The following is a 20229-nucleotide window of genomic DNA, read 5'->3' on the forward strand; positions in this document are numbered from 1 at the left end:
GAGTGATAGGTAGTTGTTCAGCACAATGGAAACCGGACAATGCTGGCGTATATTCTTGCGTTCCTTATCGGCTCAGGTAGCTTTGCCCTCTATATGGCTGCCTTCTTTTTTCCAGAAGTCCATCGCAAAAATGACTTTGCTTGGAGTGGGATTGGGCTATTTTACGCGCTAGTGCTGTGGGTGTGTGCTGAACGGATTACCGGGGGCGTGCTACTAGGACAAACGGCTAGTGTGGCGCTTATAGGTTGGCTGGGCTGGCAAACATTTTTGCTGCGGCGGCAAGTGGCTCCGTTGGATCAACAAACACCGCTACCGACGGCGGATGAAGTGAAAGCGTCGTTGACCGGGCTGGCAAGCTCTGGGGGTCGGGCTGAAGTGACAGGGCAAGCTTCTCGTTTGTTCAATCAGTTGAAACAGAGTGTGCAAGGGCGCGTTGCGGGTGTGACTTCCCGGAAGAGATCGCCCACTCAAAGCGAAGTTTATGTTCCTCCGAGCCTGGAGGAATTTGGCACCGCAGGACAGGACGCGATCGCACGATTTGCCAAGGCTGCAATTCCTGAAGATGCAACCGTTCAGCCAGCCCTGTCTAGCGGTGAGGACAGAATTCGTGAAACGATCCCTGTGGAAATCGCTGAGGCTGAGCAGACATCGGTTGAAAGCCGGGTCGATGAAACAGAATCCCTGATAAAAGAGGCAGCAAATACCGTAATGGAAGCTGCTGAGACGGCGGATAAGGCGATCGCTCCTGTAGGTGAACAAGCGCCCAAAATGGTTGCTGACACTGCTAAAGGATTGGGTGGGCTATTTCAGGGATTTAACCAAAACAATCAGAAAAAAGAAAGCAAGCCAGTCTATGTCCGCAAGCAGTTTCGTGAAGAAACGACGACTATTGCAAAAACTGGTGCCCCCGCAAAGACTGGAAAGAAACCATTACCCAAGGAAAATCAGCGAAAGGAAAGTAAGCCAGCCAGTAAGGCGGTTTACGTGCGGAAGCAGTTTCGCGAAGAGACCGCTTCAGAACTCAAAGAACCGATAGAAGATGCGATCGCGGAAGTCAAAGATTCAACCAGCAGTCTTGCCGAAATACCAACGGCGAGCGTTCCCACAAGTACAAACAGCAGTGAAGCAGTTGTGCCAAATCTCCTGGGCAATGCTCCTGTAGAGATTTCGGCAGAGGAAATTGTGGAAGATTTGCTAGAAGACATTTCTGTTCAGGAAGGAACCCTGACTTTAGAAGCAACCGAAATTATTGAAGTGGCGATCGAACTCGGCGATGCAACCATAGACCCAATCACCTGGGTTGCTGAACTCGAAAACGACACGGCACCAGAATCCTTTCTGCCAAAACACATTACAGCTAGCCCGGTAGATTCACCTAATCAAGCGTAGGTGCTGCGGGAGGATGCGGTAGCAGCTTCAAGCGATTAATTTTAGTCAGGATCAATGTCCCACGCTGGCAAACAGAGACTCTACACTTCCACAAACACAGATAGTTACCCATCGGCACAAACTTAATGCTGAGTTGCTTCCAGAAATGTCAGTGGTTTGTTGGCTTACCTCTCTGCTTGTTTGTTTTTAACTGAGCTTATCGCAGCTTTTTTAGCATACCGATTGATAAACTTGAAGCCTGTAGCATTGTCCAAGATAATGGCTACACATCGCTCATTGGGCAGCTTTGTTATACTACAAGTACTACAACCGCCTCTATTTCTATTAGAGAACTCATCTAAATCATGGCTGTAACCGAACCTGGATCGTATAAAGACACCGTTAACTTGCCCAAGACCAGCTTTGATATGCGGGCAAATGCCGTGAAGCGGGAACCTGAGATTCAGCAGTTTTGGGCAGAACACCAGATTTACCAACGACTGTCGCAATCTAATCCGGGCGATCTTTTTGTGCTGCATGACGGTCCACCTTACGCCAACGGATCGCTGCATATGGGTCACGCCATGAATAAGGTGCTGAAGGATATCATCAATAAGTATCAGCTACTTAAAGGGCGCAAGGTGCGCTATGTGCCCGGTTGGGATTGTCATGGGTTGCCGATCGAGCTGAAAGTGCTGCAAGGAATGAAACAGGAAGAACGGCGATCGCTGACTCCATTACAACTGCGGCAAAAGGCAAAAGAGTTTGCCTTGAAAGCGGTGGACGAACAGCGGGAAAGCTTCAAGCGCTATGGCGTGTGGGGCGATTGGGAAAACCCGTATCTAACGCTCAAGCCTGAATATGAGGCGGCTCAAATTGGCGTATTTGGACAGATGGTGCTGAATGGCTATGTCTATCGCGGATTCAAGCCTGTTCATTGGAGTCCTAGTTCCAAAACAGCGCTGGCAGAAGCAGAACTGGAATATCCCGAAGGACACACCTCGCGATCGCTCTACGCTGCGTTTGAAGTGACCAGTTTGCCAGCCGCCCTGCAAATGCCGTTTGATCCGTTCTTGGGCGAACTTGGCGTTGCCATCTGGACGACTACTCCCTGGACCATTCCGGCAAACTTGGGCGTGAGCGTCAATCCAGAACTGGTCTATGCCGTGGTGGAAGTCGGTGAAAACGCACCGGGGCAATTCAAATATCTGCTGGTTGCCCAGGATTTGGTCGATCGCCTCTCCGAAACCCTCGGCACGACCCTGACGCCCCAAGCTTCGGCAATGGGCAAAACCCTAGAGCATCTTACCTATCGCCATCCCTTATACGATCGCCAAAGTGAGGTGCTGATCGGTGGCGATTACGTGACCACCGATTCTGGAACGGGCTTAGTTCACACGGCACCGGGGCATGGTCAGGAAGACTATCAAGTGGGCTTGCGCTACGGTTTGCCCATTTTGTCGCCCGTGGATGACAACGGCAACTTTACCGAAGAAGCCGGAGTGTTTGCAGGGCTAAATGTGTTGGGTGACGGCAACAGCGCGGTAATTGAGGCGTTGCGCGACGCGGGATCACTGCTGAAAGAAGAACCCTATCTGCACAAATATCCTTATGATTGGCGCACCAAGAAACCCACCATTTTCCGTGCTACTGAGCAGTGGTTTGCCTCGGTAGAAGGCTTTCGGGATGAAGCGCTGAAGGCGATCGCGGAAGTGCAATGGATTCCGGCGCAGGGCGAAAACCGCATCACGCCCATGGTTGCTGAGCGATCGGATTGGTGCATCTCTCGCCAGCGCAGTTGGGGCGTACCGATTCCGGTGTTTTATGACGAAGCCACGAACGAACCATTGATGAACCAGGAGACGATCGCCCATGTGCAGGCGATCGTTGCCGACAAAGGCTCCGATGCTTGGTGGTCGCTATCCATTGAGGAACTATTACCCGAACCCTACCGCAGCAATGGCAAAACCTACCGCAAAAGCACCGACACGATGGATGTCTGGTTCGATTCCGGTTCATCTTGGGCGGCCGTTTTGAATAGTTCTGAGTTCGCAGTCCGGAGTCCGGAGGCTCAAGTGCAGTCTATGCCTCCCGTTCCCCACTCAGAACTCTGCACTCAGAACTCCGCTCTCTCCTACCCCGCCGATATGTATTTGGAAGGCTCGGATCAACATCGCGGTTGGTTCCAATCCAGTTTGCTGACGAGTGTGGCGGTGAATGGATACGCGCCCTACAAAACCGTGCTAACTCATGGCTTTGCGCTGGATGAACAGGGGCGCAAAATGAGTAAATCCATGGGCAACGTGGTTGATCCTGCTGGCATCATCAACGGCGGTAAAAACCAAAAAGAAGACCCAGCTTATGGAGCAGATGTGCTGCGGCTGTGGGTGTCGTCGGTGGATTACACTTCCGATGTGTTGATTGGCAAAACGATCTTAAAGCAGTTGGGAGATGTGCGCGGCAAGATTCGCAATACAGCGCGGTTTTTGCTGGGTAACCTGCATGATTTTGATCCGGCTAAAGATGCCGTGCCCTATGCGGATCTACCCGAACTCGATCGCTACATGCTGCACCGAATTACCGAAGTCTTCAGCGATGTCACCGATGCCTTTGAAACCTTCCAATTCTTCCGCTTCTTTCAAACGGTACAAAACTTTTGCGTCGTCGATCTGTCCAATTTTTACCTGGATATTGCCAAAGATCGCTTATACATCAGCGCAGAAGCCTCACTGCGTCGTCGCAGTTGTCAAACCGTTATTTGGGTGGCGCTAGAAAATTTGGCACGGGCGATCGCACCAGTTCTCTCTCATCTTGCCGAAGATATCTGGCAGTTTTTGCCCTACTCCACGTCCCACCAATCGGTGTTTGAAGCAGGTTGGGTTCGCATAGAGCCAGAGTGGAATCAGCCAGAGCTTGCCGAAAAATGGGTCAACATTCGCGAGATTCGTACCGAAGTCAACAAAGTACTGGAGCAGGCGCGTACTGCCAAAGCGATCGGCTCTTCGTTGGAAGCCAAACTGCTGCTATATGTGGCAGATGCCCAACTGCGAACCACCCTACAAGCTTTCAATCCAGCCGCACTCCACACTCAGCACTCTGTACAGCCCAATCACGTCGATGAATTGCGCTATCTCTTCCTCACCTCGCAAGTGGAACTCCTCGATTCTACTGATCGCTTAGCCGATGTTAAATATGCGGCTCAGACTGACGCGATCTCGGTCGGTGTGGTGGATGCAGACGGCAAAAAGTGCGATCGCTGCTGGAACTATTCCACCCACATCGGCGAATTTGAAGAGCATCCGTTGTTATGTGAACGGTGTGATGATGCGATCGATGGAAAATTTTAATGTTTGAGCCTTCAAATCGAGAGCTTTGATCATGACTGTATAAAGCTAAAAGCTATCGGATTTTAGGTCAAGGGTAAGGGGGTATATGCTGGAATTGAATTGGCAGTCAGCATCTTTTGAGTTTCTACTATGAAGTCTCTGCAAGATTACACAATCGTTGTCCGCCCTGATGATAATAGTACATTTGCTGCTTATGTTCCTGCCATCGCAGGGTGCCATGCTTGGGGAGCAACACCCGATGAGGCGAGGGCAGAATTAGTCAACGTGTTTGAAATGATTCAGGAGGAATATTTAGAAGCAGGAAAACCACTTCCACGGGATGTTGAGTTGGTCATTGCAAATGCCAGCTAAAGCCAGTGAGTTAGAGAAAGTGGCTCGAAAGCTGGGATTTGAAAAGGTCCGTCAGAAGGGAAGTCATGCACGCTGGAAACATGCTGATGGGCGATCAACTACCATCCCAATTCACGGCAAGACTGAAATTGGCAGCTGGTTGTTTTACGAGATTTTGAAACAGCTTGGCATTACAGAGGAAGACTTTGAAGAGTTGCGATAGAAAAGGGTGAGTATCGTACTCATTTTTCTGCTGTGTAACCTGTTTATTTATGTGTAACCTGCTTGCTTATGTGCCAACTGCTGGGGATGAATTGCAATGTACCGACCGACATCTGCTTTTCGTTTGAAGGGTTTGCAGCACGGGGCGGCAAAACGGATGAACACCGCGATGGTTGGGGCATTGCCTTTTTTGAAGGCTTAGGCTGCCGCATATTTTTGGATGAGAAACCCTCGATCGCGTCTCCCGTCGCCGAATTAGTCCAACACTACCCAATCAAATCCAAACACGTCATTGCCCACATTCGCAAAGCGACCCACGGCGGCATTGCTCTCGAAAACTGCCATCCCTTTCAACGAGAACTGTGGGGGCGTTACTGGGCTTTTGCTCACAACGGCAATTTGGATGATTTGGTGTACGAGCCAGGAACTTACTACCGTCCCGTGGGGCAAACTGACAGTGAGCAAGCCTTTTGCAGGATTCTAGAAACCTTGCGGCAGCACTTCCCTGTGGAAAAACCACCCCTCGACGAGCTTTATCCTGTGTTGAATAGGGTCACTCAAGTTCTCGCAACCGCCGGAATTTTCAACTATTTGCTCTCGGATGGAGAACACTTTTTTGCCCATTGCACCACCAAACTTTGCTACATCGTGCGGCGATCGCCCTTTGCTGCTGCCCATTTGATTGATGAAGATGTCACCGTAGATTTTCAAGAATTGACTCGCCCCAGCGATCGCGTTGCCATCATTGCCACCACTCCGCTAACCGACAACGAAACCTGGACAATTATTCCACCCGGAGAATTACTTGTCTTTCAAGATGGCATACCCTTAAAACGGACCCAAAGATAGAAATTGAGCGCAATCTCTGAAGAGTTGTCTGTCAGGCGGCTACCTCCTGCTAAAGTTAACCTATGTATGACGAAGAAGAAGAACTGACTCTCCTGACAGAGGATGAGCTAGAAAGCCCACTGGATAAGCTAGAGCCGCTGGATGCAGAGTCAGCGCCAAAGCCTGATCCAGAGGAAATGCTGTTATTGTTAGAATCGGCAGAACCCAACCAGCGAATGTTGGCAGCGCGGGCATTTTGCGACCTTCAAGATGAAAGAGCGATTCCTCATTTAATTCGATTGCTACAAGATAGCTGTCCCTTAGTGCGGGTGAGTGCTGCTTATGGATTGGGTCGCAACCCTAGCCATGATGCGGTAGAGCCGCTGATCACTCAGTGCAACACTGATTGGAACGGCTATGTGCGAAAAGGCGTGGTGTGGGCATTAGGCAACTGCCGTGATCGCCGTGCTTTATCCACTCTAATTGATGCATTGAAGACTGATATTTCGGCTGTGCGGCTGTGGGCAGCCAGTTCACTAGCACAGATGGCATCTGTGGACTACGAATCCGTCATTGCTGCCATTCCGCCCCTGATTGAGGCGATGCGGCGTGACCAGATCGCGGCAGTACGAAGCAATTGTGCCTGGTCGGTGGGGCTGCTGTGCCGCGAGTTACCGTCTAACGTGGTGTATGCGACCGCGATCGATGCCTTACTGGAAACCATTGTGGAAGATGAAGATCTGGGGGTAAGGGAAGATGCCAGAGCCGCTCTGCTACGAGTCGGCGATCCGCGTGGTTTGCAGTTAATTGAAGATTTAGAGCAAGAGGGCTTTTTATAAGAGTGCGAAGTGCTGGGTGCGGAGTTGGCACCTGAAACCCAGCGCCCGAAACCTGAAACCGACACTTTTAGAGTCGCTATTCGGTCAAATAGTCATAGGTTTCAATCATCTTTTTGATTGTTTTTTGGTGTTGACGGGCGATCTCGGGAGGTGCAAAACCAGAACGAGGATTTACCACTGATTCACCAACAACATCCTGGGCTTGCCGGTTAATAGAGATTAGTAATTCGTCCACACTAGAAAATCCTTCATCGGCGATCGCGTTGAGGGTTCGCAGCGGATTACTTTCTTGAGCGATCGCTCTAAGCGCTTGAAACTCATAGTCTGAAAGCTGCACCATGAAGTTCGTCCACGAGTCAGAAAGATCATCTGCATCATCGTTGAGTTTCTGAAATGAATCTTCTGGTTCTTGAAATGGAGCAGATTTTGGAGTGTTGGAGGTAGCTGGCTGTGGCGATTTTTCGGCTCCATTGTCATGGTCTAAGGGAGGCGGTTTGGGTGTAGCAACTAGTTTTTTGGAATTAGGCTTTGGAGCCATGCTTTCTGGCTTGGTTGGCAAATCAGGCTGCACAGATGATGCTCGGAGAGCAGTTCTCTTGGTTTTTAGCTGGGTAATTTGCTTTTCCAGTGCTTCTTTCTCTTGACGGCGAGTTTTGAGTTGCTTGTCTAGTTTCTCCAGCGCGACTAGATTCACTTGAGCCTGTTGATTTTGTTGTGTCATCGAGGCAATCGCTTGGTCAAGCTCATCTTTTTCGCGCAGGCGATCGCTGATTTGGGTTTCTAGTTGCCGTAAATTTTCCTGCAACGTTGTCATCTGAGTTTGCTCTAAGCTGCTGTCTCCAGTAGGGGCGATCGCTTTTTGCTGCTCAAGAGCGGCAATTTCGTAGTCAAGCGACTCTTTCTCGTGAAGGCGATCGCTCACTTGGGTTTCTAGCTTGCGCAACTCGGTTTGTAAGGCGGTGACTTGCGTTTGTAGCTGCTTTAACGCCTTTTGTAGTGGATTATTCCCTGTCTCTAGCTCCTGCTTTTTCGTTTCCACGTAGGAAACATATTGCTCTAATTCAGTCCGGCACTGTTCCAAATCTTTTACCTCAGCCTCTAGCCGCTTGGTATTGGAAGCAAGCGCTTGTTTTTGCTGCGATAGATGATTAATTTCTTGTACTAACTGATCGCGAAATTGGCGATTCTCTGATGTTTGGGCGTCTAACTGCCTCAGTTCTGCCTGTAAATTATTCAGAGTGGTAGTAATTTTTTGCTTGGTTGCCGCTGCCTCAGCTAAAAATTGGCGCAAGTCATCTTCTGCGGCTTTTGCAGATCCAAGAGTCGTTAGTTGTTCTGGGGGAGAACTCATGGAAGATTCAACCACTTCGGTCGCCATCAAGTTCCAGCTAACTCCTTTAGGAGGTGGCATTTCAGTTGGGTACTGCCCCATACCCTGCATCAAATCAATCGATTGGGCAATGCGTTCCTTTTCTGCTTCTAGTTCTAGCAGGGCTTGCTGCTCTGTGGCTCGATGGTACTGCAACGTGCGGATTTGATGTTTGAGCGTGGTAAGGCGAGTGTTGGTGGAGTGGTTGCGATACCAGTTCACAGTGGCAGCAGTGCCCCAAGCAGTTGCCAGCGCAGTTGAACCTGCTACGATCGCGCTGCCCAAATCGCGATTTATCAGCAGACTGATGCTAAAGCTTGCTACAAAGGCAATCGATCCCAGCAGTAACCAAGGATTCAACATAGGTGGAGGATCTGCCGTTTTTTCTCGGCAGCAGGGGTAGCTTTATGGTAAGCCCCTTTTTGTAAAAGGCGATCGCCATAATGAGTAGGAGTGCAAAGCAGAGAATACGAGACTAAAAGCTACGTTTTGTTCGCGTAGCAGTTCTCCAGGAAATATTTTGAGTTTGCACTTGCACTCCCCACCTTGTACTCAGCACCCTGACGAACGATGCTAGGGTAGCGATAGCGCCAAGGTTAAAGGTATGAACTGTAAAGATATTTTACGTAAGGGACTCGTTTATTTAGGAGCGGGTGCTTTGGCGAGCAGTTTAGCCGTGGCGATCGCAGTTCTCACTCCACGTAAATGGAGTTTTGAGCAGCGGGAACCCTGTGAATTTACTGTGTACCTTTCCAGCGATGGGTTCCATACCAACTTATTCGTTCCAACTAAAACAGTGGTGTATGACTGGACGCGGCTCACTTCCGGCATCGCTAATGAATTTTCTATGGGCGATCGCTATATTCAATTTGGCTGGGGCGATCTCCGCTTTTATATGGAAACGCCCAATTGGAATCAGGTCAACCCGTTAGAAGGACTGCGCGCCCTGTTCTTTTGGCAAAATTCGACTACCCTCTTTGTCAAAGGTCATGCGGCTCTTCCTCATACGCCGAACGAAGACTTAAAATGTGTGCGCTTGGGCAAAACGGATTATTTAGCGATGATGACCTTTATCGATCGCTCCTTTCAAACCAATCCTCAAGGTCAAAAGCAACGCTTGGGCAGCGGTCAAGATCAACAAAGCGGCTTCTACGCTGCTACTGGATATTACTCCCTGCTCAACACCTGTAATTCTTGGACTGCGAATGCGCTTCGGGCTGCGAACGTCAACACGCCTCTTTGGGGAGGACTTGCCCAGCCGATCATGATGCACCTTCAGAATGGATGTACATGCGATGTTAATAAATGAGAAAGAGATGAAAAAATGAAATAAGAAACAGTTCAACGCCAATCGGGGCGACTGTCCCATTTTTGAGCAATTAATCTTGCCTACTTTCAGCCTGTCTCCAGAAACGTTTATTCTACTGATACGGAATCACCAACTATAAAGATGCAATTTTCAAAAATCTTAATTGCGAATCGAGGAGAGATAGCTCTACGAATTCTCCGCACGTGTGAGGAACTAGGGATTGCTACCGTTGCGGTTCATTCCACCATCGATCGCCATTCGTTGCATGTGCAGTTGGCAGACGAAGCCGTTTGCATTGGCGAACCTGCCAGCATTAAAAGCTACCTAAATATTCCTAATATCATTGCGGCAGCCCTCACCCGCAATGCCACGGCGATTCATCCCGGCTATGGTTTTTTGGCAGAAAATGCCCGTTTCGCCGAAATCTGCGCCGATCATCAGATTGCTTTCATTGGTCCATCTCCTGACTCGATTCGGTCAATGGGCGATAAATCGACCGCTAAGAAAACGATGCAATCGGTTGGTGTACCAACAGTTCCGGGTAGCGAAGGGCTAGTGTTGGATGAAGGTGAAGCACGGGCAATCGCCCGCACCATAGGATACCCCGTGTTGATTAAAGCAACAGCCGGCGGCGGTGGACGGGGAATGCGGTTGGTCAAGGAAGATAGCGAACTCGGTACCTTGTTCGCAGCGGCCCAAGGTGAAGCAGAAGCAGCCTTTGGCAACTCAGGTGTTTATGTTGAAAAATTTGTCCAAAAGCCGCGTCATATTGAGTTTCAAATCTTGGCAGATAGTTACGGAAATGTGATTCATTTAGGAGAGCGGGAATGCTCAATCCAGCGTCGTCACCAAAAGCTGTTGGAAGAAGCTCCTAGTACAGCGCTCACCCCTGAACTGAGGCAAAAGATGGGCGATGCCGCTGTATTAGCAGCGAAGTCCATTAATTATGTGGGTGCAGGAACGGTAGAGTTTTTGCTAGATCAATCCGGCGACTTCTACTTTATGGAAATGAATACTCGCATCCAGGTAGAGCATCCGGTAACGGAGATGATCACTGGGCTAGATCTGATTGCCGAACAAATTCGCATTGCCCAAGGGGAACGACTGGGTTTGACTCAAGATCAGGTTAGGCTGCACGGACATGCGATCGAATGCCGCATAAACGCCGAAGATCCCGAGCAAAACTTTCGCCCTCATCCCGGACGAATCAGCGGCTATCTCCCGCCCAGTGGTCCGGGTGTACGGATGGATTCCCATGTTTATACAGACTATGAAATTCCACCCTATTACGATTCACTAATTGGCAAAATTATTGTGTGGGGAAGCGATCGCCCTGCTGCCATTCGGCGAATGCGTCGCGCCCTACGGGAATGTGCCATCACCGGATTGCCCACCACCATTAACTTTCATCAGCGCATCCTCGAAACCCCCGAATTTCAGCGAGGAGATGTTTACACTAACTTTGTCGAGCAGGTAATGATGATGGGTAAACGATGATTAGCCAACATGATTCATCATCGTCAACAAGCCCTGTTGCCCCAGCAAAATTTCTCGAATCAAACTGAAAATTCCCACCCAGATAATTGGCGTAATATCCACGCCGCCTATCGGAGACACAATTTTACGGGATGGTGCCAGAAGAGGTTCCGTGAGCACGTTAATCACATTGAGTGGAAATCGGCTCAAGTCTACTTGAGGATACCAAGTCAACACAATCCTGAAAATGAACAGAAATATCATGAGTGCCAAGACAGGACTCAAAATCAAAGCAGTCAGAGCAACAGCCGTCATGAGAAGATTAAATATTTATGAATGAGAGTCATATCTAACGATCTTAACGGGATTCGTTGGCATTCTGGTGACTAAGAGTTAAAAATTGGATTGCTTGCGTGCTTTAGCAATAAACAATTGATAAACAGCTTCTCAAGGGTGTAACAGACCATTAAAATAAAAACAAGCTGTTGTAATGGGAGACGAGGGATCAATGACTTCTTCACTAATGAATTTTTTGTTAAGTCTACTGGCCGGTGCAGTTGTTATTCTTATTCCTGCAACCGTGGCATTGTTGTTTATTAGCCAAAAAGATAAGGTTCAGCGCTTCTAAACCCTTGTAGCAAAATACGATCATAATTTGAATAAATTGTTAAGCCTTGAGTGATTACCATAAAACTGGTTAATTCAGATTATTTGGGCAGTCATTCGAGGTTTATTTATTACAACTCAGTTAAAGTATCTTGCCGTAAGGCACCATTTGACGAAAGTGCTAAATTGGATTCTTGAATAACTGTAGAGTTTGGCGATCGCCCTATATTCGGTTGGAGATTCTGGGCGTAACTCGTTAATATAGGATGTACTTAGGAGAGGTTTTCGATGGTAAACGTAGGGCTGAATTGGAGCAGTGTTTTAGGTGTGACGCTGGCTGCATCAGGCTTAGCTTTGTACTTTCTGCGCTCCATGCGTCCAAAGCTAGCTCGTGACCACGATATATTTTTCGCGGCAGTTGCTTTGCTCTGCGGGGGTATCCTCTTTTTTCAAGGCTGGCGACAAGACCCTATTCTTCAATTTGGACAGTTTTTGCTAACCGGGTCTGCTGTATTTTTTGCAGTAGAAAGTGTTCGGCTCCGAGGTTTGGCAACAGAACAAGCCCGACGTACTGCGCCCATTGTGGACGAAGATCGCCCGGTTAGTCGGATGTATCGGGCAGAACTGGATGATTTGGAGACTCTAGACGATCGCGCGACAACCCGACGAATTCGGGGTACGCGGGATTCTCGACCCAACCGTGATGAGTATGAAGAAGACGTTCGCCGTCGCCCCAGCAGTCGCTCTAGTTCAGAAGAGCGGTCTAGCGCGGGCAACAGCGATCGCCCCCGTCGTCGCCCTTCTCGTCCTATCAGTGAACCTGTTGATGCTCCTGAATCGTTTTATGACGATGAAACAATGCCCGACTCTAGGCGGCGCACTCGCAACAATGGTGCTCCCCGCCCTAGTAATCCCCCTTCAGAGGCAGTCAGACCGCGACGCTCCCGTCCAACCGATCAAGAGTCACCCCGCCGCCCTCGCAACGAAGAGCCTGTTGCTCCTCCCTCGGAATATTCTGAATACGTAGACTATCGCCCCGTTGAGAATAATGACGAATCAGATAACTGGAGCAATGAGTAGCCCAGGAAATCTAGTCAGGCTCTAGCCTTGCTACTTAAAATCTTTTGTGATGGTCAGTCGATGGTTTTCAGCGATCGCTTATGAAAGCAAACTAAGCGTCAGTATGCGGCATTGGTGGTTCGCGGTTTTTATGTGTAGCTGTTTAATTGCATTGACGGCTTGCACGACCGAAACAGCGTTAGTATCACCCGGTGAATTAAATAGTCAATTTAATGATGAGCAGCCTGCTCTAAGCGGAGATGGTCGGTTTTTGGCGTTTGTCTCTAATCGAGAGGGTACTCGTTCCATTCTGCTCTATGACATCCGAAACAAGCAGTATCTAAACCTGCCGCGCTTGAATCGACGTGACGCGATCGCGGAATCTCCTAGCCTCAGCGCGACCGGACGCTACATCGCCTACATTGCTAGCGACAGCGCCAGACCCGAAGTTGAGTTGTATGATCGCGCCACTCAGCAAGTTCAGATTTTGACGATGGGGTATCGCGGCTGGTTTCGCAATCCAAAAATTAGCCCCGATGGTCGCTACATTGTGTTTGAAACGGGTAATCGGGGACAGTGGGATGTTGAAGTGTTAGATCGCGGTGCCGGCGTTGAACTAGATATTCCCGACTACCGACGATAAACTACGTTCATTCCTCCTTGCCCTTCGCCCCTCGTTTGTTCATCTTGTGAAATATTTTGTCTGGTCAATTGGGCTTTTAGCACTCTCGCTCAGCGGTTGTGCCAGTTCTCGTTCGCTCAACTTTCCGTTTGATCCAGGTGGGCGCAGTTTGAACAGCCCATTTGCAGAGATGCAACCGGCGATCGCGGGACGCTATATTGTGTTTGCCTCTGATCGCCGAGGTAGTCAAGATATTTATCTGTATGACACCGTGACACGCAACCTGGTCGAAGTTCCGGGACTGAACACTTTAGATGTGAGCGAATCCAATCCAGCAATTTCTGAAAACGGTCGCTATATTGCCTACATGGGCGCGCGGGGTGGACGCCCTAGTATTTATTTGTACGATCGCGACACTCGACAAACGCGCAACCTTACCGAATCGCTGAAAGCAGAGGTTCGTAACCCTAGCATTAGCGCCGATGGCAACGCGATCGCCTTTCAATCGAGTGCCAGCGGACAGTGGGATATTGTAGTTTACAACCGTTTTGGACAGCCAATTTCCCAGCCCACTTCACCGTAATCTCAGACAGGTTAGCAAATCTTGCTCAGCGTAAGTAGTTCAACCAGAAGTAGCCAATAGTTTAACCAGAAGTAGCCTACAGTGGATTACAAAGGCTCTTGGTTCAAAGGCTCAGGTATTTATTGTCATTACCTTTTGAGGATTTGCTCACTCAGCCTCCTGTCGGTTCAGGTGTTTCAGATGTCATTGTCACCTGCTGAGACTTATCCAGGCTTTTCACCGATTCAATCAGCGATCGCACGGTTGCTGCCCCTGCTGATGGTTCAAAACTCAGTGGAAACTTGCGCTTCGCAATCATCCTCACGCCCAAAGGCACCAAGCTCACAACCCCTTGCAAATCTCGAAACGAGTTGCCAACAACTTTCAAGCCAAAATCCTGTTCATTGATCCAGCCACCTTTTTTTACTAGCTCAATCAACACCTTGCGATGCCGAATTGAGCGACTGGATTGAGCATTCTTTCGCTCCAAAATTTCTGATTTGATTTTGCTGATTTGCTCCATTGGAGCGACTTCCATGGGGCAAACCGAATTGCAATGATAACAGCGGGTACAGCCCCATACTCCAGCAGTGCCATGATTGTATTTTTCGAACCGTGATTCTGTGGTTTGATCCCGAGAATCTGCCACCATGCGATAAGCTTTTGCCAACGCATGGGGACCGACAAAAGTGGGATTTACCTCGCGGGCATTGCATTCAGAGTAGCAAGCTCCGCACATAATGCAGTTGCCCGTTTGATTAAGCCGCGATCGCTCCTCTGGCGTTTGCAAAAATTCTCGCTCAGGCACCTGACGCGCCGCCGTGCTGACATAGGGATCAACCGCCTTTAGGTTATCCCAAAACCCTTTCATATCCACTACTAAATCTTTAATCACTGGCATATTTCCGAGTGGTGCCAGCGTGATTACTGGAATTGCAACACTGGTATTGCCATCGACTTTTTCTCCGAAAGGAACCGCTTGCTCTAACCTTGCCAACTCACTGCCAATATTTTCCTTACAGGCAAGTGCCGAGCGCCCATTAATCCGCATGGTACAGCTACCGCAAATCGTATTTCGGCAGTTTTTCCGAAAAGCCAGCGTGCCATCTTGCTCCCATTTAATCCGATTGATGCATTCCAAAATCGTATTACTTGGCTCTGCTTCTAGGTGATAATCCTGAACTTTGGGAGCTGCGCCTGGTTCTTGCCGAATCACTTTAAAGATGACGTGCATTCTAGTTAAAAAGAAAGTTTTCGATGCGTTGAAAAGACCTCTGTGCCTCTAGCGTAACGGCAAATACGCCTTCTTGGATAAACCTTAAACTGAATTTCTCAATTGCTTCAGGTCGTCAGAAAAGATGAGTTCAGTGGGTTGTAGGTGAAATGATTGCTTGTATCAATAGTAAAAGAGTGATTTATCATGCGTGATCGCTTTTGCTAAATCAAAGTTTTTAGAGCCAAATTTTTAGAGCCATCAATCTTTCAATAAAAATGCTCCTTTAAAAGCAAGCGATCAAAAGTTCATGAGGAATGACTTCAATCTTCATTAAATTTGGTGTCTAAAGCAGTTCACTTATTCTTTTTGGCATCTCAAACGTTCCTCAAATGTTCAGAAAAGCGTTATTTTACTTGACTGATTCTCTTCAAAATTAGCGTTACCCCATGCGATTATTAATAGGGTATAAAGATATTTCGAAAATATTAGTAGTAAAAACATTGTGCAATTCTTGCAAAGATAGAGGGGTCTAAGGATATATTTTTTATAGTGCTGAATCTAGACTTATTTGTTTGAATCATTAACCTAAAGCTCTGAGGATATTTGAGGAAAAATGGCAGATACACAGACCACTCCATTAATAGGAAAAGCTTTACTCCAAAAGGTAAAAGAACTCTCTCATCTGCCGCGTCGAGAAACAGCGAGGCGATGTGGATATTACACCGTCACCAAAAACAATCAAACGCGGGTCAATTTAACCGATTTTTATGATGCACTGCTTGTAGCAAACGGGTTGCCGCTCGATCCAGAAGGTACAAAAGATGGGCGAGGGCGAGAGCCAACCTATCGGGTCAGTGTGCATAAAAATGGTCAAATTGTGATTGGTGCAGCCTACACCCTATCAATGGGATTAAAGTCGGGTGATGAGTTTGAGATTAAGCTTGGGTATAAGCATATTCGACTTGTTCAGCTAGGTTCTAGCGAAAGTATTGGCACTGATGCTGATGAAGAAAACTAGCGCTACTGGTAATGTCCAGATTTTCAATTCTGGCATTATTGGATTTTTCTTTCTGTTTTTATTCAAAGTTCCAACTAATTCTCAGGAATAGAAGGATGCAGTCTTAAGCAGTGGAGTTTATGGCATTTTCTTGTGGGCGTTGAACAGCTTTTCTTAAATCCTGAGCTAACGATCGCTGCTTTTTTTGGAGTGTGGGTTGGGCTGTGGTTGCCGATCGCCATTCCCTTAGCAATTGTCTTAAAATGGCATCCACAACGGCCACCAACAATGCAGCAAAAATTGCCGTTGGTTGCTTCTCTGTATGTGATCGCGCCCCTCGTTTTATGGGGATTTGCCCATCTCCAGCAGCAATCTTTTTCTGTCTATGGACTAACCTGGAATCCTCGCATTTTAATAGCCATTTTGGGTGGATTTAGCATCGCGGTTTTGGGATTGTTCATCCTCTATGGGCTACTAAAAATCTTGGGATGGCTGGTGTGGGATTCTGAGCAGGTGCCTTCATTGCTGGCGGCTTTGCCGCCCACCTTGGGCATCGCAGTATGGATCAGCATTACTGAAGAGCTTGTTTTTCGCGGTTTTTTGCTAAACCAGCTTCAACGCGATTATTCTTTAGCGATCGCGGCGATTATTTCTAGCGCGATCTTCGCCGTGCTGCATCTGGTGTGGGATGGTAAGGAGGCGCTGCCGCAATTGTTGGGGTTGGGGTTGCTCGGCATGATTTTAGTACTGGCACGTTGGCTAGATAGCGGCAGTTTAGGGCTTGCAATCGGGCTTCATGCTGGCTGGGTTTGGGGAATTGCTAGTTTGGACACCGCCCAAATTTTGGATTACCCAAACCACAGTTTGAAATGGGTGACGGGCAATGGCAAGCCATTAGCAGGGATATTTGGGATCTTGCTGCTGCTTATAACTGGGGCGATGATGTGGGCGATCGCCACTCAATAAACAATCACCCCAGTGATTAGGCGAGTGTCAACTTTAGTTGGTGAGTAGACGAGTCGATATGAGGCAGACCCTATCAGTGATTTACTTCTCATCCGTCCAGATCCGACACTTAAAACTCAAAAGTTGCCCAATCTCCTTCTCGATAGTAGTGGCTCATGTGATCAAATTTATAAAGCTCTGCCCGATGCACTTTAAATACTTGAGGAGTCTCTGCTACCCACGGTTGGTTTAACTGAGTAATGCGATCGCTCAGTTGAACACGCTTTTCCAAAGACGGCACAGACCCAAAATATCCTAAGGTAATGTGTGGCGTGAAATAGTACTGCTGTTCAATTCCCAGTCCCATCAAAGGGTGATTTTGATAGATTGCCCTGCGAAATTTTAAGATACGCCCATAGGAAACTTCATCGATCGGCGCGAGGCAAACCCCAATTGACCGGGGCATCAGCATTAGCCCCAACACTTGAAGCGGAATAGGCTTGCCTTCACTAATTGGCTGACACGCTTGAAAGATGTCGGCGATTTGAGTTTGCAATTGGGCTTCAAAGGCTGGATCTTTCTTCGCATGACGATAGGCACTATCCCAAATTAAATCCGCTAGTGTTAGATGAAAGGTCGCAGGCGCAACAGGAGCAAAAACGGCTGCCCCAAATTCATTAACTAACTGGGTCTGAGACTTCTCCAGTAAGTCATACAGCGCTTGATTCTCTGGCGATTCGTCTTCTTTTGAGGGAGTGATAATGCTGTAGCCAGGAAAGTTAGTAGGTACGAACCCTTGATCAGGATGCGGTTCAAACTTGGGAGATTCCTGGATGTTTTGTAACTGAGTACGATATGCGTCTGGCAGAGTCATACGCATCGCCCGATTCAGGTAGGTCTGAAAATTCTCGTCCAACTCTTAAATACCTCATTAAGGCAACGTGATCGATTTTATGACTTTTGAAGAATAGTTGCTTCAGTCTATCCCCGTCGTTTGTTCATATCATCGCTGAAATATAACATCTCAAATCAATGATTGATGAGCTTAAGCTGACGTGAGTAGTTCTAACCATATCAAGCTCATACATAACTAAAATGGATTTTTCCAAATCAGTGCAATGTTGGGTGCAAACGCTAGGCATTTCTATCAAAATAAATATTCCTAAAAATGTCACAGTTTAGTTTGCCAGGATTATCTCCACAATACAATTACTGGTAGTGCTCAAGATGAAATGATGGAGAGTAAAGTTTCTTGCTATTCTCATACCTACCTGCTCTCCTTGTGTGTCCTCCCAAGCGGTTAAGAATGGTTGTATCCACGGTAAACAACGGCTTAAATGCCAGGACTGTGGACGACAGTTCGTGCAAGCTACCCGATACTTGTACGCCTTCGGTGGGGACATAGCCCTATGACCGATTACTGCTGGAGCGCCTTTTTATGCCTAGAATCGCTCAGCGCAAGTTTCAGAATCAATGGCTGCAAACCTATGGAAATGAAAAATTAGGCAAAGGTGCTATCTGGTATTTCATCCATCACTACAATGCATCCATACTTGTATGGCGTTAACACAACTTGCTAAATCATGTTCCAATGGGATGAACCAGCGCTAGGCTGTTAGGCAAATTTCCATCGACCTATCTTAATGTTATGGGGGCTTAAGGAACAGAACGAATGAAAGTTGCTTTTGTTATCTACAGCAATATGACTGCCCTGGACTTTATTGGGGTTTACGACCCTGTGACACGGCTTAAATCAATGGGATTTTTGCCTGATTTAAGTTGGGAGATATGCGCCTATTCTGAAACCGTGAGCGATAGTACAGGTCTGAAATTTTTGCCTACTCAGATCATGCAGTCTCTAGAAGAATTTGACTGGGTAATCTTACCGGGCGGCATTACGCCTTTAGTATATGCATTAACTCAAGACGTAAACTTCATCACCTGGCTCAAAACGGCTGAAAATTGCCAGCTAAAAGCTTCGGTTTGTACGGGTTCTTTATTGCTAGGCGCGGCTGGATATCTGAGAGGAAAGCAAGCAACCAGCCATCCCAATGCCTTTAAAGAACTGGCTGAATTTTGTGCAGAAGTGGTTGATCGCCGAGTGGTCGATGAGGGTAACGTGATCACCGCTAGAGGTGTGACGGCTTCAATTGATTTGGGCTTGTATTTATGCGAGAAAGTGGCAGGCTACGAGGCAAAAGAAAAAATTCGGGTGCAGATGGATTATCAAACTGAACCCAACTCAGATAGTAGTCCCCTGTATGCTTAAAAGCGATCGCCTGCTGCTATTGTCCTGTGATCTGGAACATCTTGACTTGCTGGCAACTAATCCCAGCCAACTAGAGCGACGCTTGGGCATATCAATTCCTGAAAATTGGACAGAGTTTCCTGAAGTGATTCCCTATTCCTACAATGCATTGAAGTCAGACCCATCGTTAGCCGGTTGGTGGACGTACTTATTCATTCACGCTGTAGACAAGATTTTGATCGGGTTTGGCGGATTTAAGGGCAAGCCAAATGACTCGGGCATGGTTGAAATTGGCTATGAAATTGTGCCTTTGTATCAAAATCAAGGGCTGGCAACAGAAACCGCTCTCAAGCTGATCGATTATGCCTTTGCTCATCCATTCGTTAAAGTGGTTCAAGCGCATACGCTGGCAGCCCCCAATGCTTCCACACGAGTGCTAGAAAAAGTTGGCATGAAACAGGTAGAAGCCTTTCACGACCCTGATGATGGAGATTTGTGGCGCTGGCAATTAAATCGAGACGACTATTTAGAGGAGTGATCTATGATTCCAGGCGAACTATTGATTGAAGACGGCGCAATTGAATTGAATGCGGGACGACCAACCGTAACGCTGACAGTAGCAAATACAGGCGATCGCCCGATCCAGATCGGCTCCCACTTCCACTTTTATGAAGTCAATGAGGCGTTGCAGTGCGATCGCGCTCAGGCATTTGGAATGCGTCTTGATATTCCTGCTGGAACCGCCGTTCGCTTTGAACCAGGGGATGAAAAAGAAGTGACGTTAGTTGCGTTGGCAGGGACCCGCGAAGTCTACGGCTTGAATAATAAAATCGATGGTCATTTAGACGGTAAGGCGAAGAAGGAAAAAGGGAAAAAGAAAAAATAG

At 47.9% G+C, this 20229-nt stretch carries 22 protein-coding genes; 18 read left to right on the top strand and 4 right to left on the bottom strand.

The genetic code is table 11. The annotated features are described in order from the left end of the window. Window positions 1-39: 39 nt before the first annotated feature. The 6 genes from JOY44_RS16735 (at window position 40) to JOY44_RS16760 (ending at window position 6934) form a co-directional block, all read left to right on the top strand. On the top strand, window positions 40-1389 hold the full coding sequence (locus JOY44_RS16735) for a Ycf66 family protein (protein WP_171574764.1): 1350 nt from the start codon (window positions 40-42) through the stop codon (window positions 1387-1389). Window positions 1390-1733: 344 nt separating this feature from the next. After that, on the top strand, window positions 1734-4715 hold the full coding sequence (ileS, locus tag JOY44_RS16740; RefSeq protein ID WP_171574765.1) for an isoleucine--tRNA ligase: 2982 nt from the start codon (window positions 1734-1736) through the stop codon (window positions 4713-4715). A gap of 129 nt (window positions 4716-4844) precedes the next feature. Continuing rightward, entirely contained in the window at window positions 4845-5066 is a 222-nt protein-coding gene (locus JOY44_RS16745; protein WP_171574766.1) for a type II toxin-antitoxin system HicB family antitoxin, read from the top strand. Next, a complete protein-coding gene (locus tag JOY44_RS16750) occupies window positions 5056-5268 on the top strand; it encodes a type II toxin-antitoxin system HicA family toxin (RefSeq protein WP_171574767.1) in 213 nt (70 codons plus the stop codon). The genes JOY44_RS16745 and JOY44_RS16750 overlap by 11 nt, the downstream gene beginning before the upstream one ends. A gap of 68 nt (window positions 5269-5336) precedes the next feature. After that, window positions 5337-6116 (top strand): class II glutamine amidotransferase, encoded by a 780-nt coding sequence (locus JOY44_RS16755; protein WP_171574768.1) that lies wholly within the window; start codon window positions 5337-5339, stop codon window positions 6114-6116. 62 nt (window positions 6117-6178) lie between these two features. Further along, window positions 6179-6934: a HEAT repeat domain-containing protein gene (locus tag JOY44_RS16760; protein ID WP_171574769.1), complete on the top strand. Its 756-nt coding sequence runs from the start codon at window positions 6179-6181 to the stop codon at window positions 6932-6934. Between the two features lie 76 nt (window positions 6935-7010). Here the strand turns inward: JOY44_RS16760 and JOY44_RS16765 are convergent, their stop codons facing one another. Beyond that, window positions 7011-8666, bottom strand: coding sequence for a hypothetical protein (locus JOY44_RS16765; RefSeq protein WP_171574770.1), 1656 nt, complete (start codon window positions 8664-8666; stop codon window positions 7011-7013). Window positions 8667-8907: 241 nt separating this feature from the next. Here JOY44_RS16765 and JOY44_RS16770 point away from each other — a divergent pair, with 241 nt between their 5' ends. Beyond that, on the top strand, window positions 8908-9612 hold the full coding sequence (locus tag JOY44_RS16770; protein WP_171574771.1) for a DUF2459 domain-containing protein: 705 nt from the start codon (window positions 8908-8910) through the stop codon (window positions 9610-9612). A gap of 141 nt (window positions 9613-9753) precedes the next feature. Next, on the top strand, window positions 9754-11109 hold the full coding sequence (accC, locus tag JOY44_RS16775) for an acetyl-CoA carboxylase biotin carboxylase subunit (protein WP_171574772.1): 1356 nt from the start codon (window positions 9754-9756) through the stop codon (window positions 11107-11109). On the opposite strand, the gene JOY44_RS16780 is transcribed toward accC, so the two are convergent. Further along, entirely contained in the window at window positions 11110-11403 is a 294-nt protein-coding gene (locus tag JOY44_RS16780) for a YggT family protein (RefSeq protein ID WP_171574773.1), read from the bottom strand. It lies immediately after the preceding gene. A 193-nt stretch (window positions 11404-11596) separates the two neighbouring features. On the opposite strand from JOY44_RS16780, the gene psbX reads away from it, so the two are divergent. From psbX to JOY44_RS16800, 4 genes are all read left to right on the top strand, one after another. Continuing rightward, complete coding sequence (psbX, locus tag JOY44_RS16785) at window positions 11597-11716, top strand: photosystem II reaction center X protein (RefSeq protein WP_171576061.1); 120 nt, start codon at window positions 11597-11599, stop codon at window positions 11714-11716. Window positions 11717-11982: 266 nt separating this feature from the next. Beyond that, on the top strand, window positions 11983-12774 hold the full coding sequence (locus tag JOY44_RS16790; RefSeq protein WP_171574774.1) for a Ycf66 family protein: 792 nt from the start codon (window positions 11983-11985) through the stop codon (window positions 12772-12774). A gap of 49 nt (window positions 12775-12823) precedes the next feature. After that, on the top strand, window positions 12824-13396 hold the full coding sequence (locus JOY44_RS16795; protein WP_197985509.1) for a TolB family protein: 573 nt from the start codon (window positions 12824-12826) through the stop codon (window positions 13394-13396). A 46-nt stretch (window positions 13397-13442) separates the two neighbouring features. Next, entirely contained in the window at window positions 13443-13958 is a 516-nt protein-coding gene (locus JOY44_RS16800) for a TolB family protein (protein WP_197985510.1), read from the top strand. Window positions 13959-14109: 151 nt separating this feature from the next. Here JOY44_RS16800 and JOY44_RS16805 read toward each other — a convergent pair whose 3' ends face one another. Continuing rightward, window positions 14110-15171 carry a succinate dehydrogenase/fumarate reductase iron-sulfur subunit gene (locus tag JOY44_RS16805; protein ID WP_171574775.1) on the bottom strand — a complete coding sequence of 354 codons (1062 nt, stop codon included), beginning with the start codon at window positions 15169-15171 and terminating at the stop codon, window positions 14110-14112. A gap of 595 nt (window positions 15172-15766) precedes the next feature. Between JOY44_RS16805 and JOY44_RS16810 the strand changes: the two genes are divergently transcribed. After that, window positions 15767-16171 (top strand): AbrB family transcriptional regulator, encoded by a 405-nt coding sequence (locus JOY44_RS16810; RefSeq protein ID WP_171574776.1) that lies wholly within the window; start codon window positions 15767-15769, stop codon window positions 16169-16171. 132 nt (window positions 16172-16303) lie between these two features. Further along, window positions 16304-17116 (top strand): type II CAAX prenyl endopeptidase Rce1 family protein, encoded by an 813-nt coding sequence (locus JOY44_RS16815; RefSeq protein ID WP_197985511.1) that lies wholly within the window; start codon window positions 16304-16306, stop codon window positions 17114-17116. 109 nt (window positions 17117-17225) lie between these two features. Here JOY44_RS16815 and JOY44_RS16820 read toward each other — a convergent pair whose 3' ends face one another. Beyond that, window positions 17226-18011: a DUF1868 domain-containing protein gene (locus JOY44_RS16820; RefSeq protein ID WP_171574777.1), complete on the bottom strand. Its 786-nt coding sequence runs from the start codon at window positions 18009-18011 to the stop codon at window positions 17226-17228. Window positions 18012-18379: 368 nt separating this feature from the next. Between JOY44_RS16820 and JOY44_RS32875 the strand changes: the two genes are divergently transcribed. The 4 genes from JOY44_RS32875 (at window position 18380) to JOY44_RS16835 (ending at window position 20229) form a co-directional block, all read left to right on the top strand. After that, a complete protein-coding gene (locus JOY44_RS32875) occupies window positions 18380-18508 on the top strand; it encodes a transposase-like zinc-binding domain-containing protein (RefSeq protein ID WP_415881112.1) in 129 nt (42 codons plus the stop codon). 259 nt (window positions 18509-18767) lie between these two features. Beyond that, window positions 18768-19364, top strand: a complete 597-nt coding sequence (locus JOY44_RS16825; protein WP_171574778.1) for a DJ-1/PfpI family protein — start codon at window positions 18768-18770, stop codon at window positions 19362-19364. After that, a complete protein-coding gene (locus tag JOY44_RS16830; protein WP_197985512.1) occupies window positions 19357-19881 on the top strand; it encodes a GNAT family N-acetyltransferase in 525 nt (174 codons plus the stop codon). Before JOY44_RS16825 ends, JOY44_RS16830 begins: the two co-directional genes overlap by 8 nt. Before the next feature lie 3 nt (window positions 19882-19884). Beyond that, window positions 19885-20229, top strand: a complete 345-nt coding sequence (locus JOY44_RS16835) for an urease subunit beta (RefSeq protein ID WP_171574779.1) — start codon at window positions 19885-19887, stop codon at window positions 20227-20229.

Source organism: Leptolyngbya sp. Cla-17 (assembly GCF_016807185.1).
GTDB lineage: Bacteria > Cyanobacteriota > Cyanobacteriia > Leptolyngbyales > Leptolyngbyaceae > ULC077BIN1.